This window comes from Streptomyces sp. NPDC001549 (assembly GCF_042894025.1).
Classification (GTDB): Bacteria; Actinomycetota; Actinomycetes; order Streptomycetales; family Streptomycetaceae; genus Streptomyces; species Streptomyces kutzneri.
In genome coordinates, this window is the sequence record NZ_JBIAVJ010000042.1 from 1 (window position 1) to 15,015 (window position 15,015).

The following is a 15,015-nucleotide window of genomic DNA, read 5'->3' on the forward strand; positions in this document are numbered from 1 at the left end:
AGTGGACGGGGTATCAACTTCTGGCGTTGATTTTTGGCACGCTGTTGAGTTCTCAAGGAACGGACGCTTCCTTTGTACTCACCCTCAGCACATCGGCTGGGGCTTTCCTCCGGGCTTTCGTTCTGTTCTTGCGTTTCCAACTCTACCAGATCATTTCCGCGCCGTTTCCGGCGGTGGATTTGAATTCGGTGACCGTTGGGGGTCTTTGCCTTTCGGCGTTCCACCACTTTAGCGCTTATCCCTTGCGGCTCATAATCGAGCCACTGGCCAGGAATTCGGGCATGCCGAATAGGACCCCGCCAGGGGTAAGTCGTAGGTGTTGGGTTGGCCGCTCTGGGTGTCTGCCGACAGCAGTGCCCGTTCAAGCGGCTCGGGCTACGTTAGGCGTCCGGAAGGGGCGAGTCAAGTTGGGCGGCGGCGTGGTGCGTGGGCGCGGTACGGGCTCACCGTCGGGTCGTGGGTGACCCAGAAGCGGTAGGGGTGGGCCGAGCCGGCTCCGCCCACTCCCGTGCGCGGGCCGCTGCTCATCAGGTCCGCCGAGGTCGGGGTGCCCGCGAGGAGGGACAAGGGGGATTCCGGGCCCGCGCAGAGGTCGGTTCCGTCGAGGGATCGGTCCACGTCCAGGGCTGTGGCCAGGCGCGCCGGCCCTTTGGCCAGTTCCCTCGGGCTTCTGGCGGAAATTCGACGTTTGGCGGCCAGCTCGGCACCCACCGTGACCTCGCCCGCGCGCAGCAGCACCCCGCTCGCGTGGCCCGGGGGGCCGCACACCAGGTTGAGGCTGAACCACATGCCGTAGATGAAGTAGACGTACGCGTGTCCGGGTGGACCGAACATCGACGCGTTGCGGGCGGTGCGGCCGCGGTAGGCGTGGGAGCCGGGGTCGGTCTCCCCCTCGTATGCCTCGACCTCCGTGATGCGCAGTTCGAGGGGGCCGTCCGTGGTGCGGCGGACGAGGGTGCGGCCGAGGAGGTCCGGGGCCACGCTGAGGGCCGGTCGGTCGAAGAAGGACCTGGGCAGGGGCGTACGGTCAGGGCGCGCGCTCATCCGGTCGAGCGTAGTGGAACGCGTCCACCTGGAACCGGGGCCTAAGGTTCCGCGTTGGTACGGGGTGGTCGCGGCGTAGTCGCCAGATCCTTTCAAGGGGAGTTAGAGCATGGGCTTCAAGAAGCTGTTCGCGAGCCTGGGCGCCGGTGGTGCTTCGGTGGACACGATCATCACCGAGCCGAACGTCGTGCCGGGCGGAATCGTCCAGGGCGAGGTACGGATCCAGGGTGGATCCGTGGAGCAGCAGATCGAGGGGCTGTCCGTCGGGCTGCAGGCGCGGGTCGAGGTCGAGGGCGGCGACCAGGAGTACAAGCAGGACATCGTCTTCACCAAGCAGCGTCTGGGCGGTGCCTTCAAGGTGCAGCCCGGCGCGCTGCACGTGGTGCCGTTCGGGCTGGAGATCCCCTGGGAGACGCCGATCACCCACTTCGGGGGTCAGCACCTGCACGGGATGAACATCGGGGTCAGCACCGAGCTGGAGATCGCGCGCGCGGTGGACGCGGGCGACCTCGACGCGATCAACGTGCACCCGGTGCCGGCGCAGCAGGCGATCCTCGATGCCTTCCGGCAGCTCGGCTTCACGTTCCGCAGCGCGGACATGGAGCGCGGGCACATCCGTGGGACGCGCCAGTCGCTGCCCTTCTACCAGGAGATCGAGTTCCTGCCGCCGTCGCAGTACCGCGGGCTGCACCAGGTCGAGCTCACCTTCATCTCTGACGGCCGGGAGATGGACGTCGTTCTGGAGATGGACAAGAAGCCCGGTCTGTTCACCGAGGGCAGTGACACCTACCGCTGCTTCCAGGTGGGGCTGCAGTCGTACCAGGGCACGGACTGGGCGGCGTACCTGAATCAGTGGATCGCGTCGGTCGGTTCGCAGCGCAACTGGTTCTAGCCGGAGCGAGGTGCGGGGCGCCTCTGCTCTGATCGTTTCCCGAGCGTTCGCCCGGTCCTGGTCTAAAGAAGGCCAGGACCGGGCATTTTTATTGCGTTGTCCCGCGTGGCGCGCGCGGCCAGAGTGGTTGCGGGCCCTGCCGCCAGGGTGGTCGCGGGCCTGCACACGGGAGGTGGGCGAGATGCGGGACACGCTGGTGCTGAATGCGAGCTTCGAGCCGCTGTCGACAGTGACCCTGAACCGGGCTGTGGTTCTGGTGCTCCAGGACAAGGCCGTCGTCGAACAGTCGCACCCCGAGCTGCGTGTGCGCGCGGCCACCATGGATCTTCCGATGCCCCGGGTGATCAGGCTCTGCAGGTATGTCCGGGTGCCCTTCCGAAGACATGCTCCCTGGTCGCGGAGGGGGGTGCTGGTCCGGGACCAGCACCGTTGCGCGTACTGCGGGAAGCGCGCGACGACCGTGGACCACGTACTGCCGCGGGCCCAGGGGGGTGGGGACACCTGGCTGAACACGGTGGCGTCCTGCGCCGAGGACAACCATCGCAAGGCGGCGCGGACTCCGGAGGAGGCGGGGATGCCGCTCCTCCGGAGGCCCTTCGTGCCGTCGCCGGCGGACGCGATGCTGCTGGCCCTGGGGGTGGCCGGGCGGGAGGCGCTCCCGGAGTGGCTGGAGCGTTCCGCCTAGGCGGATCCCCCGCGTTCGGTGGAGACGGTCGCGCTGGGCGGCGTAGTTCTTCTACGTCGCTCAGCTGACGAGCAGTTGGACGATGGCGACGATACCGACCGTCACGATGACCGCGCGCAGGACGGTCGGCGAGAGGCGGCGGCCGACCTTGGCGCCGATCTGGCCGCCTATCGTGGAGCCGACGGCGATGAGGACGACGGCCGTCCAGTCGAACTCGGCGACGAAGAGGAAGACGACGGCCGCGATGCCGTTCACCAGAGCGGCGATGACGTTCTTGACGGCGTTGATGCGTTGCAGGTCCTCGCGGAGCAGCAGGCCCATCAGGCCGAGGTAGAGCACGCCCTGGGCGGCGCCGAAGTAGCCGCCGTACGCGCTGGAGAGCAGCATGCCGCCGAGCAGGGCCGGTCCGCCGTCGGGGTGGCCGGTGTCGCCTCCGGCGGCTTCCTGGCGTCGGCGCAGCGCGGCGGCGAGACGGGGCTGGAAGACGACGAGGACCAGGGCCAGTGCGATCAGGACGGGCACGATCGTGTCGAAGGACTCGGACGGCAGGGTGAGGAGCAGGATCGCCCCCGCGAGGCCGCCGACGAGGGACACGGAGCCGAGCCGCAGGATGCGGGTGCGCTGGCCCTGGAGCTCCTTGCGGTAGCCGATGGCTCCGCTGATCGAACCGGGCACCAGGCCGAGGGTGTTGGACACGTTGGCGGTGACCGGGGGCAGGCCGGTGGCGAGCAGCACCGGGAAGGTGATCAGGGTGCCGGAGCCGACGATGGTGTTGATCGTGCCCGCGCCGATGCCGGCGGCGAAGACAGCGAGTGATTCCCAGATGGACATGGACGGTGCCATCCCCTTTGCATGAGTGAGTCGCCTCCCCGCCATGAAGGTCGAGGGGCCTCACTGATCATGCAGGAAGGGGATGGCGGGTCAGTCGATGGGGGGCTGTTCGCGACGGTCCGCGCCGTCCTTGTCCCGCGCGGCCGGGATGCCGCCGCCGTCCTTGCCCGTGTTCTGCGGGTTGAAGCCCGAACCGCCGCCCATGGGGCCGAAGTTGCCCATGGCGCCGGAGAGGCCCTTGAGGGCGTCGCCGATCTCGCTCGGCACGATCCAGAGCTTGTTGGCGTCGCCTTCGGCGATCTTCGGGAGCATCTGGAGGTACTGGTAGGCGAGGAGCTTCTGGTCGGCGTCGCCGGCGTGGATGGACTCGAAGACCGTGCGGATGGCCTGCGCCTCACCCTCGGCGCGCAGCGCGGCGGCCTTGGCGTCACCCTCGGCGCGCAGGATGGAGGACTGCTTCTCGCCCTCGGCGCGCAGGATCTCGGACTGCCGGACACCTTCGGCCTGGAGGATCGCGGCGCGCTTGTCGCGGTCCGCGCGCATCTGCTTCTCCATCGAGTCCTGGATGGAGGTCGGCGGCTCGATGGCCTTGAGCTCGACGCGGTTGACGCGGATGCCCCACTTGCCGGTGGCCTCGTCGAGGACTCCGCGCAGGGCCGCGTTGATCTCCTCGCGGGAGGTGAGGGTCCGCTCCAGGTCCATGCCGCCGATGATGTTGCGGAGCGTGGTGACGGTGAGCTGCTCGATGGCCTGGATGTAGCTGGCCACTTCGTAGGTCGCGGCGCGCGCGTCGGTCACCTGGTAGTAGATGACGGTGTCGATGTTGACGACCAGGTTGTCCTGGGTGATGACGGGCTGCGGCGGGAACGGAACGACCTGTTCGCGGAGGTCGATCCGGTTGCGGATCGAGTCGATGAACGGGACGACGATGTTGAGGCCCGCGTTGAGGGTGCGGGTGTAGCGGCCGAACCGCTCGACGATGGCGGCGCTGGCCTGCGGGATCACCTGGATCGTCTTGACCAGTGCGATGAAGACCAGAACCACCAGAATGATCAGGACGATGATGATCGGTTGCATGCGGTTCCCCGTGCCCTTCCGGCTGTCTGTGCTGCCCCGTTGATCGGAGTCTCGCAGACCTTGGGGCCGCGAGCAGGCTGGTTGTCACATGACGACGGCGGTCGCCCCGTCGATCTCCACCACGTCGACGGACTGGCCGGGTTCGAAGCTGGTGTCCGCGTCGAGGGTGCGCGCGGACCAGACCTCGCCGGCGAGCTTGATGCGGCCGCCGCTGCCGTCGACCCGTTCCAGGACGACGGCGGATCTGCCCCTCAATGCGTCGATGCCGCTGCGGTGTTGGGGGCGCTGGGTGCGGTGCCGGTTGGCGATGGGGCGTACGACGGCGATGAGCGCGACCGACACGATCACGAAGACCAGGACCTGCGCCACCACGCCCCCGCCGAGGGCCGCGGTGACGGCGGCCGCGACCGCGCCCACGGCGAACATGCCGAACTCCGGCATGGCGGTCAGGACGAGGGGGATGCCCAGTCCGACCGCGCCGATGAGCCACCACACCCACGCGTCGATGTCCACATGGTCATGGTAGGTCGGGTGGGCACGGTCGGGACAGGGTGCGGGGACCCGTAACAGACGTGAGGGACGGGCCTGGTGACGGCCTTGGGCTGTGACCGGCAAGGCTTGCCGGTCACACCACTAGCCGAGCGGAAGGCCCTGGGCGGTCCAGCGGTCGGTCCCGTTGCGCTCGACGACCAGCGGGAGGCCGAAGCAGAGGGAGAGGTTGCGGGAGGTCAGTTCGAGGTCGATCGGGCCCGCGGTGACGACCTTGCCCTGGCGGATCATCAGGACGTGGGTGAAGCCGGGGGCGATCTCCTCGACGTGGTGCGTGACCATGACCATCGACGGGGCGAGCGGGTCGCGGGCCAGACGGCCGAGGCGGCGTACGAGGTCCTCGCGGCCGCCGAGGTCGAGGCCGGCGGCGGGCTCGTCGAGGAGCAGCAGCTCGGGGTCGGTCATCAGCGCGCGGGCGATCAGCGTGCGCTTGCGCTCGCCCTCGGAGAGGGTGCCGAACTTGCGTTCGAGGTACTCGGTCATGCCGAGGCGGTCGAGGAAGGCGCGGGCGCGCTGCTCGTCGACGTCCTCGTACTCCTCCTGCCAGGTCGCCGTCATGCCGTAGGCGGCGGTGAGGACGGTCTGCAGGACGGTCTGCCGCTTGGGCAGCTTGTCGGCCATCGCGATGCCGGCGACACCGATGCGGGGGCGCAGCTCGAAGACGTCCACCTTGCCGAGGGTGCTGCCGAGGATGGTGGCGGAGCCCTTGGTGGGGAAGAGGTAGCTGGAGGCGAGGTTCAGCAGTGTGGTCTTGCCGGCGCCGTTGGGGCCGAGGATCACCCAGCGCTCGCCCTCCTTCACCGACCAGGAGACCTGGTCCACCAGAGCCCGGCCCTCGCGGACCACGGATACGTCCACCAGCTCCAGAACATCGCTCATGAGCGTGTTGTCACCCCTTGCAGTCACGGTTCTCTGTGCGCCGGTAGACGCAGCCCCAGGGGAAAACCTACGCCACTCGGCGAGGGGTCCGGGGCCGGGGCCCGGTGCCGGGGCCGATCCGTAAAGTAGGGGGATGCTTTTCGAACCACGTTCAGGGCGCTTGGCCGCCTGGGGGAACGCACTGCTGGCCGGTCTGGTCTCGCCCGACGAGGCCGTGTTGTCGATCGTGGGCGAGGACGCCGTGCACCGGGTGGAGGGGCTGCCGGGTGAGACGGGCCCCGTCGGGCTCACCCTGGCGCTCGGCCGGCTGCGGGTCCTGGGGGTGACGGGGCTGCGGGTGGCGCTGCCCGCGCCGGGGCATCCGCTGGGGCTGAGCGGGCCGCCGGAGTTCAACGCGCGGGCGCTGGAGGCCGAGGAGGCGGTCGTCGCGGTGGGGTCGGCGCTGGGCCTGGTGCCGGAGGTGTCCGAGGCCGGGCCGGCCGGGGACGTGCACGTATCGGTGACCTGGCACGTGCTGCCGGTACGGGAGGCCCCGCCGGCGGACGTGCCCTCGCTGGGCGAGGCGGAGCGGGAGCTGGCGGAGGCGCTGCGCGAGGCGACCGAGGTGCTGACCCGGCTGGACGTGGCGGGGTCCGGGCCGGTCGCGGAGGCCGCGCTGTCGGCGTACCGGGCGCGGGCGGAGGCCGGGCGGGACGCGCTGGCGCCGGGGTATCCGCCGCGGGCGGTGCGGGTGCTGGCGCTGGCGCAGCGGGTGGACCTGATGGTGTCGCTGGCGTACGAGAACGGGCACGGGGGCGCGGTGGCCGCCTCGGAGATGGCGGCGCGGGCGGAGGCGCTGCGGCCGGTGGAGCGGGTCGCTCGGCGGGCGCTCGTGGCGGCGTACAACTCGGCCGTTGAGGCGCGCGAGCGGGGGTGACCCCGCGCTGCGCGGGCGGGCCCGGCGGCCCCGGCTGCGCCGGGCTTTGTGGGGCTCCGCCCCACACCCCGCGCCTCAAACGCCGGCGGGGCTGGAATCGGCGCCGCCAGGGCCGCGTGGAACATGAGGGAACCCCGCTTCCCAGGGAGAGGTGGGGAAGCGGGGCCGGGGTGGGGCGGGTCAGGCGTTGACGCCTGTGTTGCCGAAGGCGCCGTTGAGCAGGCCGATCACGTTGACGGTGTTGCCGACCACGTTCACCGGGACGTGCACGGGGACCTGGACCTGGTTCCCGGAGGCCACGCCGGGCGAGTTCAGGGCCTCGCCCTCCGCCGACGCACCGCCGTGCGCCGAGGAGACACCGGCGCCGGCGGCGAGGAGGCCGCCCGCGATCATGGTGACGGCTGCGGCCTTCTTGAAGTTCTTCACGTTCTCGTCCTCCAGTACGTCTGCCGCGACCAGCCGTCGCGGCACGCCTTGGAGAACGGCCGGCCCGCGATCGGGATACGCCATGTGGGCTACATACACCCGACCGTATGAATCTCAGTCCGGAACGAGACGATCCGATTTACCTCCGATTACTCGGCGATTCCGTGCCTGACCGCCCACAATGCGGCCTGGGTCCGGTCGGAAAGGTCCAACTTCATCAGGATGTTCGAGACGTGGGTCTTGACCGTCTTCTCGGACAGGACCAGGGCGCGGGCGATCTCGCGGTTGGAGCGGCCGTCGGCGATCAGGCCCAGGACTTCGCGTTCGCGGTCGGTCAGCGAGCCGGGCCGGCCCGCCGGTGAGCCCTGGTCGTCCTGGGAGAGCAGGGCGAGGGCCACCTCCGGCTGGAGGAGCACGTGGCCCGCGTGGACGGAGCGGATGGCTCCGGCCAGCGCGTCCGGGTCGATGTCCTTGTAGACGTATCCGGCCGCACCGGCCCGCAGGGCGGGGACCACGGTCCGCTGCTCGGTGAAGCTGGTGACGATCAGCACCCGGGCCGGGTTCGCCAGCTCGCGCAGCCTGCGCAGCGCCTCGATGCCGTCGGTGCCCGGCATCTTGATGTCCATCAGGATCACGTCGGGCCCCAGCTCCTCGGCGCGGGCGATGCCCTCCTCGCCGTCGGAGGCCTCGCCGACCACCTCGATGTCCTCCTGGACCTCCAGGAAGGTGCGCAGGCCCCGCCGGACCACCTGGTGGTCGTCGACCAGCAGTACTCGAATGCCGCCGCTGCCACTCCGGCCGGTGCTGTCAGCCACCGGGGACCTCCATCTCGATCGTGGTGCCCCGACCGGGCTCCGAGTGCACGGTGAGCCGGCCGCCGACGCCGCTCGCGCGGTCCCGCATGGAGACCAGGCCCAGATGACGGCCCGCCCGGCGGACGGTCCGGGGGTCGAAGCCCTTGCCGGTGTCGAGGACCTTGAGGACCGCGCCCCCGGCGGGCGTCCGGGCCAGGGTGACCTCGACGCGGTCGCCGGCCGAGTGGCGCAGGGCGTTGTGCAGGGCTTCCTGGGCGACGCGGAGCAGGGCTTCCTCCTGGGTCGCGGGCAGGGCCCGTACGCCGTCACAGGTGAAGGTGACGTGCGCGGTGTGGGCGCGGTCGAGGACGTGGACGTGCGTACGGAGGGTGGCGACCAGTCCGTCCTCGTCCAGGGCGGCCGGGCGCAACTCGGTCACGGCGGCGCGCAGTTCGTCGGCGGCCTCCGCCGCCAGGGCGGCCACCTGCTGGAGCTCGTCCTTGGCCCGGGCCGGGTCGCGGTCGACGAGGGCGGCGGCGGCCTGGGCGGTGAGGCGGAGCGAGAAGAGCTTCTGGCTGACGGCGTCGTGCAGCTCGTGGGCGAGCCGGGAGCGCTCCTCGGCGATGGTGAGCTCGCGGCTGCGCTCGTAGAGATGGGCGTTGGTGAGGGCGATCGCCGCGTGCTGGGCGAGGAGCGAGAGGAGTTCCTGGTCCTCGTCGGTGAAGCCGCGAGGGCCGCGCTTGTTCGCGAGGAAGAGGGCGCCCAGGGTCTCCTCGCCGTCGCGCACGGGCATGCCGAGGAAGTCGGACATCTCCGGGTGGGCGGCCGGCCAGCCCTCGAAGCGCGGGTCCTCGCGTACGTCGGCCAGGCGCTCGGGGCCTCCCTCGTGGAGCATCGCCGCGAGGATGCCGTGCTGGCGGGGCAGCGGGCCGATGCGGCGCCACTGCTCGGGGCTGATGCCGTCCACGACGAACTGGGCGAAGCCGCCGTGGTCGTCCGGGACACCCAGGGCCGCGTACTCGGCGTCCAGGAGTTCGCGGGCGGACACGACGATCGTGCGCAGGACATCGCGGACCTCCAGGCGGCGGCTCATGGCGAGCAGTGCGGTGCTCACGGCGGCCAGGCCGCTGGGGGGCCCGCCGTGCGGGGGGCTACCGGTCATGGGCTCACCGTACCCGCGGCCGTGACCTGCGGGATCGGGCCGTGGACGTAGGTCGAAGGGACCTGCGGGGGTGGGGCTCGTGGCCGACGCGGTGGGGGTCGGGCCGTTCCTAGGTTGGGGGCATCTGCTGATCGGGACGGAAGGCGAGGGTGCTGTCATGTCGGTGGCGATCGTGACGGGGGCGTCCAGGGGGCTCGGCCGGGCACTGGCCGGGGAGCTGGCGGCGCGGGGCTGGGACCTGGTGCTGAGCGCACGGGGTGCGGCGGCGCTGGAGGAGGCCGCGGCCGGGCCCGCGCGGACGGCCGGGGCGCGGGTGGTGGCGGTGGCCGGGGACGTGTCCTCGGCGGCGCACCGGGCGGCGCTGGTGGCGGCTGCGCGGGAGCTGGGCGGGCTGGATCTGCTGGTGAACAACGCGGGGGTGCTCGGGGCCGAGCCGCTGGTGCCGCTGGCGGAGCATGCGCTGGACGGGCTGCGGGAGGCCTTCGAGGTCAATGTGGTGGGGCCGCTGGGGCTGGTCCAGGAGGGGCTGCCGCTGTTGCGGGCGGCGCGGGCCGGGGCGGTGCTCAACATCAGCTCGGACGCGGCGGTGGTGGCGTACGCGACGTGGGGGGCGTACGGGGCGACCAAGGCGGCGGGGGATCTGATGTCGGCCGTGCTGGCGGTGGAGGAGCCGGGGCTGCGGGTGTGGTGGGCCGATCCGGGGTCGATGCGGACGCGGATGATGGCGGCGGCCGAGCCGGGCGAGGACCTGGCGGGGCTGCCGACGCCGGAGGAGGTGGCTCCGGCGCTGCTGCGGCTGGTGGAGCGGGCGCTGCCGAGCGGGCGGTACACGGCGCGGGAGCTGGCGGCGGAGGTGGGCCTGGGGGCGGCCGCGGAGGCGGCCGTAGGGGCGGGCCTGGAAGCGGGCGCGGGGGGCGGGCGGTGAGCGGGCAGCGGGCTCCGCAGGAGGAGGGTCTGCATATAACGGACATTCCATCGCAATTGCTGGCCCGGGTTCCGGCCGAGCAGCGAGGGCCGGGGCTGGGCCGGGACTCTGTGCGGCTGCTGGTGTCCCAGGGCGGCGAGCGGGTGTCGCTGCACGCCTTCCGGGAGCTGCCGGGGCTGCTGCGGGCCGGGGACGTACTGGTGGTGAACACCTCGGCCACGCTGGCGGCCGCCGTGGACGCCCGGCTGGGCGGCGAGGACCTGGTGGTGCACTTCTCGACGCGGGGGTACGACAGCCGCTGGGCGGTGGAGCTGCGCGCCCCGGACGGGGGCGGGACGACCCGGCCGCGGGCCGGGGGGCCGGCCGGAGAGGTGCTGGAGCTGCCGGGCGGGCACCGCCTCACCCTGGAGGAGCCCCTGGCGGCGGGCGCGGACCGGCTGTGGTGGGCGCGCCCCTCCCCCGCGCCGGGCGGGGTGCCTGGGCTGCTGCGGGCGTACGGGCGGCCGATCCGGTACGCGTACACGGAGCGGGACCAGCCGGTCTCGGCCTATCAGACGGTGTTCGCGGTGCCGGCCGCCGACGGGTCGGGCTCGGCGGAGATGCCGAGCGCGGGCCGGCCCTTCACGGCGGAGCTGGTGGCGCGGCTGGTGAGCCGGGGGGTGCAGTTCGCCCCGCTGGTCCTGCACACGGGGGTGGCCTCGCAGGAGGCGCACGAGCCTCCGTACCCGGAGCGGTACGAGGTGTCCGCCACGACGGCGGGGCTGGTGAACGCCGCGCGGGCCGCCGGAGGGAGGGTCATCGCGGTGGGGACCACGGCGGTACGGGCCCTGGAGTCGGCCGCGGACGCCCGGGGGCGGGTGCGCCCGGCCGCCGGGTGGACCGATCTGGTGGTGACTCCGGAGCGGGGGGTGCGGGTGGCGGACGGGCTGCTGACCGGGCTGCACGAGCCCGAGGCATCCCATCTGCTGATGCTGGAGGCCGTCGCGGGGCGGGCCGCCGTACGGCTCGGGTATGCCGAGGCACTGGCCCGGCTCTGCCTCTGGCACGAGTTCGGGGACGTCCATCTGCTACTCAAGGATGAGAGCCGTGACCATATGAATTGCTCCAGCAACGCACGGTGAAACCGCTAGGTGCCTGATGTGACCCCGCACATAGGACCCACATCACTTACGAAGCTGCCTAGTGGACGGATAAACACCCTGTCAGTGCTGTCCCACCTAGCGCCGAGGCCTGAATTCGGGCCTCGGCGTCCGTGCGTGATCCACTAAGCGGGATCGTACGTCACACCTTTGCCACAGGATTTTGCCGCCGCTAAGAATTGCTCCCGTCGCACAGCACCGCGGATCCCCGGATCCACAAAGCGCCTTCCTGCGACTCCCGCTATTCGAAGAGGTTGCCCCGCCATGTCTGCTTCCCGCACCCCCGGTCACAGTCGTCTGACGAAGGCACACAAGCTGTCCATCGCCGGTGTCGCCACGCTGAGCGCCGCCGCCGTCGCCTTCTCCCTCGTGCCGGCCGACGCCGCCGAGGCCGAGACGGTCAACGCCGCCCCCGTCGCCTGGACCCAGGCCGTCAACGGCGCGCAGACGAAGGCGCTACACGGAAACCTCTCCGCACAGCAGGTCATCGCCCAGGCGAACGCGAAGGCCGCGGCCAAGATCAAGGCCGACGCCGACGCCAAGGCCAAGGCCGAGGCCGCCGCGAAGAAGGCGCGCGAGGCGAAGACCGCCGCGAGCCGTTCCGCCGCCCGCACCCCGGTCTTCGCGAACAACCTCGACGGCTGGATCAAGGAAGCCCTCTTCATCATGAAGAAGGAGGGCATTCCGGGCACCTACGCCGGAATCCACAAGAACATCATGCGCGAGTCCAGCGGTAACCCGATGGCGATCAACAACTGGGACATCAACGCCCAGAACGGTATCCCCAGCAAGGGTCTGCTCCAGGTCATCCTCCCGACCTTCAAGGCGTACCACGTCAAGGGCACCAAGTTCGACCAGTACGACCCGGTCGCCAACATCGTCGCCGCCTGCAACTACGCGGCCGACCGCTACGGCTCCATGGACAACGTCAACAGCGCCTACTAGGCCTCGGCGTACCCAAGCCCCCCCATGCGCCTCAGGGCGGCACCCGGACTTCCGGATGCCGCCCTGAGGCGTTTGCCGTGCGTGCGCACGGGCGTGCGTGCGGTCGTCCCGCCCGCGTCCTACTTGCCCGCGCGCATGACCTCGGGCTCGTGGCGGCGCAGCAGGCGCTGCACCGCGAAGCCGCAGGCGACGCCGATGAGCAGCAGGATGGTGATGTTCAGGCTCCACTGGCCGATCGTGGCGTCCCAGAGCGGGTCCGTGTTGGTCGGGTTCTCCGCGTCCCACGGCGGCATGAGCTTGCCGAGGTTCAGCGTGGTGCCGGCGGCGGCGATGGCCCAGCGGGACGGCATCAGCCAGGCGAACTGCTCCAGGCCCGGGGAGTCGTAGACCTGGAAGAGGATGCCGGTGAAGACGACCTGGACGATCGCGAACATGACCAGCAGCGGCATGGTCTTCTCGGCGGTCTTCACCAGCGAGGAGATCACCAGGCCGAACATCATCGAGGTGAAGCCGAGCGCGATGACCGACACGCAGATCTCGACGGCCGGCGGCATGATCAGGCCCTCGGTGGGCAGGTCGCGCGGGAAGAAGCCGATCGCGCAGATGATCACGCCCTGGATGGCCGTGATGACGCCGAGAACGATCACCTTCGACATGAGGTACGCGGACCGGTAGAGGCCGGTCGCCCGTTCTCGCTCGTAGATGACCCGTTCCTTGATCAGCTCACGGACCGAGTTGGCGGCACCCGAGAAGCACATGCCGACCGCGAGGATCAGCATGATCGTGCCGGCGTCGCCGTTGAAGCGGGACGGCGCGACGGGCGGCGCGAGGCCGAACTTCGCGGGGATCACCGTGGAGACCACGCCCAGGACGGCGGGCAGGAGCACCATCAGCGCCAGGAAGCCCACGTCCGACGCGATCACCGAGACGTAGCGGCGGATCAGCGTCCACAGCTGCGAGCCCCAGCCCTGCGGCTTGGTCGGGCGCATCTGCTGAGCCGGAGGCATCGCGACGGACTGCGGGGCGACCGCGTCGATGTCGGCGGCGTACAGCTGGTAGTGCTGGGAGCCCTTCCAGCGGCCGGCCCAGTCGTAGTCGCGGTAGTTCTCGAAGGCCGAGAACACGTCCGCCCACGTGGTGTAGCCGAAGAAGTTCAGCGCCTCGTCCGGCGGGCCGAAGTACGCGACCGAACCGCCCGGGGCCATGACCAGCAGCTTGTCGCAGATGGCCAGCTCGGCGACCGAGTGGGTGACGACGAGGACCGTGCGGCCGTCGTCGGCGAGGCCGCGCAGCAGCTGCATGACGTCGCGGTCCATGCCCGGGTCGAGGCCCGAGGTCGGCTCGTCCAGGAAGATCAGCGAGGGCTTGGTGAGCAGCTCCAGGGCCACGGACACACGCTTGCGCTGACCACCCGAGAGCGCGGTGATCTTCTTGTCCTTGTGGATGTCGAGCTTGAGCTCGCGCAGCACCTCGTCGACGCGGGCGGCGCGCTCGGACTCGGCGGTGTCGCCCGGGAAGCGGAGCTTGGCCGCGTACTTGAGGGCGGTGCGGACCCGCAGCTCCTTGTGCAGGATGTCGTCCTGCGGGACCAGGCCGATGCGCTGGCGGAGCTCCGCGAACTGCTTGTACAGGTTGCGGTTGTCGTAGAGGACGTCGCCCTCGTTGGCCGGGCGGTAGCCGGTCAGCGCCTTGAGCAGCGTCGACTTGCCGGAGCCGGAGGGGCCGATGACGCCGATCAGCGACTTCTCCGGGACGCCGAAGGTGACGTCCCTGAGGATCTGCTTGCCGCCGTCGACCGTGACCGTGAGGTGGCGGGCCGAGAAGGAGACCTCGCCGGTGTCGACGAACTCCTCGAGGCGGTCGCCGACGATCCGGAACGTCGAGTGGCCGACGCCGACGATGTCGTTCGGGCCCAGCAGCGCGGTACCGGACTTCGCCAGCGGCTGACCGTTGACGTAGGTGCCGTTGTGGCTGCCGAGGTCGTGGATCTCGAAGCGGCCGCCGGGCATGGAGCGGAACTCGGCGTGGTGGCGGGAGACCTGGAGGTCGGAGACCACCAGCTCGTTCTCCAGCGCACGGCCGATCCGCATGACGTGGCCCAGCGAGAGCTGGTGGAACGTCGTCGGGCTGCGGTCCCCGTAGGCCGGGGCCGCGCCCTGCGCCGGGCCGGGAGCGGCGGCGCCCTGCTGGTGCGGGAGGTGGACCTGCGGCTGCTGCGGCTGGTGCTGCGCGTGCTGCTGCTGTGCGTGCTGCTGTTCCCAGGCCTGGTGCTGCGGCTGCTGCTGCGGGGCCTGGTAGGCCGGGGCCTGCGGCTGGGCGTACGCCTGGGCCGGGGCCTGCTGCGCCTGCTGCGCGACGGCCGGCTGCGGCGCGGCGGCGCCGGCGGCGCTCAGATTCAGCCGCGGGCCGTCCGTCGCGTTGCCCAGGTGGACCGGCGTGCCGGGCACGAGCTCGGTCTGCTGGACCCTGGCCCCGTGCACGTAGGTGCCGTTGGTGCTGCCGTGGTCCTCGATGCCCCAACCCCGGCCGTTCCAGGTGATGGTGGCATGCCGCCACGACACCCGGGCATCGTCGATCACCACGTCTCCCTGGGGGTCACGCCCCAGCGAGTACGACCTGGACGGATCGAGCGTCCAGGTCCTTCCATTCAATTCCAGTACGAGTTCCGGCACTCCAGCCCCACTTAAGTCCCCCGAGATCCCCCATGACGTCAGGGAGTCTAGGGATGGCGAACATCCGGGGGAACTATTT

Annotated in this window: 16 protein-coding genes; 7 read left to right on the forward strand and 9 right to left on the reverse strand. The window is 70.9% G+C overall.

Features of this window, described 5'->3' with window-relative positions:
• A partial coding sequence (locus ACFY04_RS40260) for a hypothetical protein (RefSeq protein ID WP_389125446.1) occupies positions 1-232 on the forward strand: 232 nt, incomplete at its 5' end.
• Positions 233-402: 170 nt separating this feature from the next.
• Here the strand turns inward: ACFY04_RS40260 and ACFY04_RS40265 are convergent.
• On the reverse strand, positions 403-1,044 hold the full coding sequence (locus ACFY04_RS40265; protein ID WP_389125449.1) for a DNA-3-methyladenine glycosylase: 642 nt from the start codon (positions 1,042-1,044) through the stop codon (positions 403-405).
• 109 nt (positions 1,045-1,153) lie between these two features.
• Between ACFY04_RS40265 and ACFY04_RS40270 the strand changes: the two genes are divergently transcribed.
• Together ACFY04_RS40270 and ACFY04_RS40275 are read left to right on the forward strand one after the other, a co-directional pair.
• Positions 1,154-1,936: a sporulation protein gene (locus ACFY04_RS40270; protein WP_030010486.1), complete on the forward strand. Its 783-nt coding sequence runs from the start codon at positions 1,154-1,156 to the stop codon at positions 1,934-1,936.
• A gap of 181 nt (positions 1,937-2,117) precedes the next feature.
• Positions 2,118-2,621, forward strand: a complete 504-nt coding sequence (locus ACFY04_RS40275) for an HNH endonuclease (protein WP_301372004.1) — start codon at positions 2,118-2,120, stop codon at positions 2,619-2,621.
• 60 nt (positions 2,622-2,681) lie between these two features.
• On the opposite strand, the gene ACFY04_RS40280 is transcribed toward ACFY04_RS40275, so the two are convergent.
• The 4 genes from ACFY04_RS40280 to ACFY04_RS40295 all read right to left on the reverse strand — a co-directional run bounded on the left by ACFY04_RS40280 (position 2,682) and on the right by ACFY04_RS40295 (position 5,957).
• Positions 2,682-3,452, reverse strand: coding sequence for a sulfite exporter TauE/SafE family protein (locus tag ACFY04_RS40280; protein WP_389125452.1), 771 nt, complete (start codon positions 3,450-3,452; stop codon positions 2,682-2,684).
• A gap of 90 nt (positions 3,453-3,542) precedes the next feature.
• Positions 3,543-4,529: an SPFH domain-containing protein gene (locus ACFY04_RS40285; RefSeq protein WP_314249236.1), complete on the reverse strand. Its 987-nt coding sequence runs from the start codon at positions 4,527-4,529 to the stop codon at positions 3,543-3,545.
• A gap of 84 nt (positions 4,530-4,613) precedes the next feature.
• Positions 4,614-5,042, reverse strand: coding sequence for an NfeD family protein (locus tag ACFY04_RS40290; RefSeq protein WP_314249234.1), 429 nt, complete (start codon positions 5,040-5,042; stop codon positions 4,614-4,616).
• 120 nt (positions 5,043-5,162) lie between these two features.
• Positions 5,163-5,957: an ABC transporter ATP-binding protein gene (locus ACFY04_RS40295; protein ID WP_389125456.1), complete on the reverse strand. Its 795-nt coding sequence runs from the start codon at positions 5,955-5,957 to the stop codon at positions 5,163-5,165.
• Positions 5,958-6,090: 133 nt separating this feature from the next.
• Between ACFY04_RS40295 and ACFY04_RS40300 the strand changes: the two genes are divergently transcribed.
• Entirely contained in the window at positions 6,091-6,873 is a 783-nt protein-coding gene (locus ACFY04_RS40300) for a hypothetical protein (protein WP_389125459.1), read from the forward strand.
• A 180-nt stretch (positions 6,874-7,053) separates the two neighbouring features.
• Here ACFY04_RS40300 and ACFY04_RS40305 read toward each other — a convergent pair whose 3' ends face one another.
• From ACFY04_RS40305 to ACFY04_RS40315, 3 genes are all read right to left on the reverse strand, one after another.
• Positions 7,054-7,299 (reverse strand): chaplin, encoded by a 246-nt coding sequence (locus tag ACFY04_RS40305; protein ID WP_030012639.1) that lies wholly within the window; start codon positions 7,297-7,299, stop codon positions 7,054-7,056.
• Positions 7,300-7,448: 149 nt separating this feature from the next.
• Positions 7,449-8,114 (reverse strand): response regulator, encoded by a 666-nt coding sequence (locus tag ACFY04_RS40310; RefSeq protein WP_373042956.1) that lies wholly within the window; start codon positions 8,112-8,114, stop codon positions 7,449-7,451.
• On the reverse strand, positions 8,107-9,255 hold the full coding sequence (locus ACFY04_RS40315; RefSeq protein ID WP_389125461.1) for a GAF domain-containing sensor histidine kinase: 1,149 nt from the start codon (positions 9,253-9,255) through the stop codon (positions 8,107-8,109). Before ACFY04_RS40315 ends, ACFY04_RS40310 begins: the two co-directional genes overlap by 8 nt.
• A gap of 157 nt (positions 9,256-9,412) precedes the next feature.
• On the opposite strand from ACFY04_RS40315, the gene ACFY04_RS40320 reads away from it, so the two are divergent.
• The 3 genes from ACFY04_RS40320 to ACFY04_RS40330 all read left to right on the forward strand — a co-directional run bounded on the left by ACFY04_RS40320 (position 9,413) and on the right by ACFY04_RS40330 (position 12,264).
• Positions 9,413-10,180, forward strand: coding sequence for an SDR family NAD(P)-dependent oxidoreductase (locus ACFY04_RS40320; protein ID WP_389125463.1), 768 nt, complete (start codon positions 9,413-9,415; stop codon positions 10,178-10,180).
• Positions 10,177-11,301, forward strand: a complete 1,125-nt coding sequence (locus ACFY04_RS40325; protein ID WP_389125465.1) for an S-adenosylmethionine:tRNA ribosyltransferase-isomerase — start codon at positions 10,177-10,179, stop codon at positions 11,299-11,301. Before ACFY04_RS40320 ends, ACFY04_RS40325 begins: the two co-directional genes overlap by 4 nt.
• A gap of 282 nt (positions 11,302-11,583) precedes the next feature.
• Positions 11,584-12,264, forward strand: a complete 681-nt coding sequence (locus ACFY04_RS40330; protein WP_389125468.1) for a transglycosylase SLT domain-containing protein — start codon at positions 11,584-11,586, stop codon at positions 12,262-12,264.
• A gap of 119 nt (positions 12,265-12,383) precedes the next feature.
• On the opposite strand, the gene ACFY04_RS40335 is transcribed toward ACFY04_RS40330, so the two are convergent.
• Positions 12,384-14,936, reverse strand: coding sequence for an FHA domain-containing protein (locus tag ACFY04_RS40335; RefSeq protein WP_389125470.1), 2,553 nt, complete (start codon positions 14,934-14,936; stop codon positions 12,384-12,386).
• Positions 14,937-15,015 lie beyond the last annotated feature (79 nt).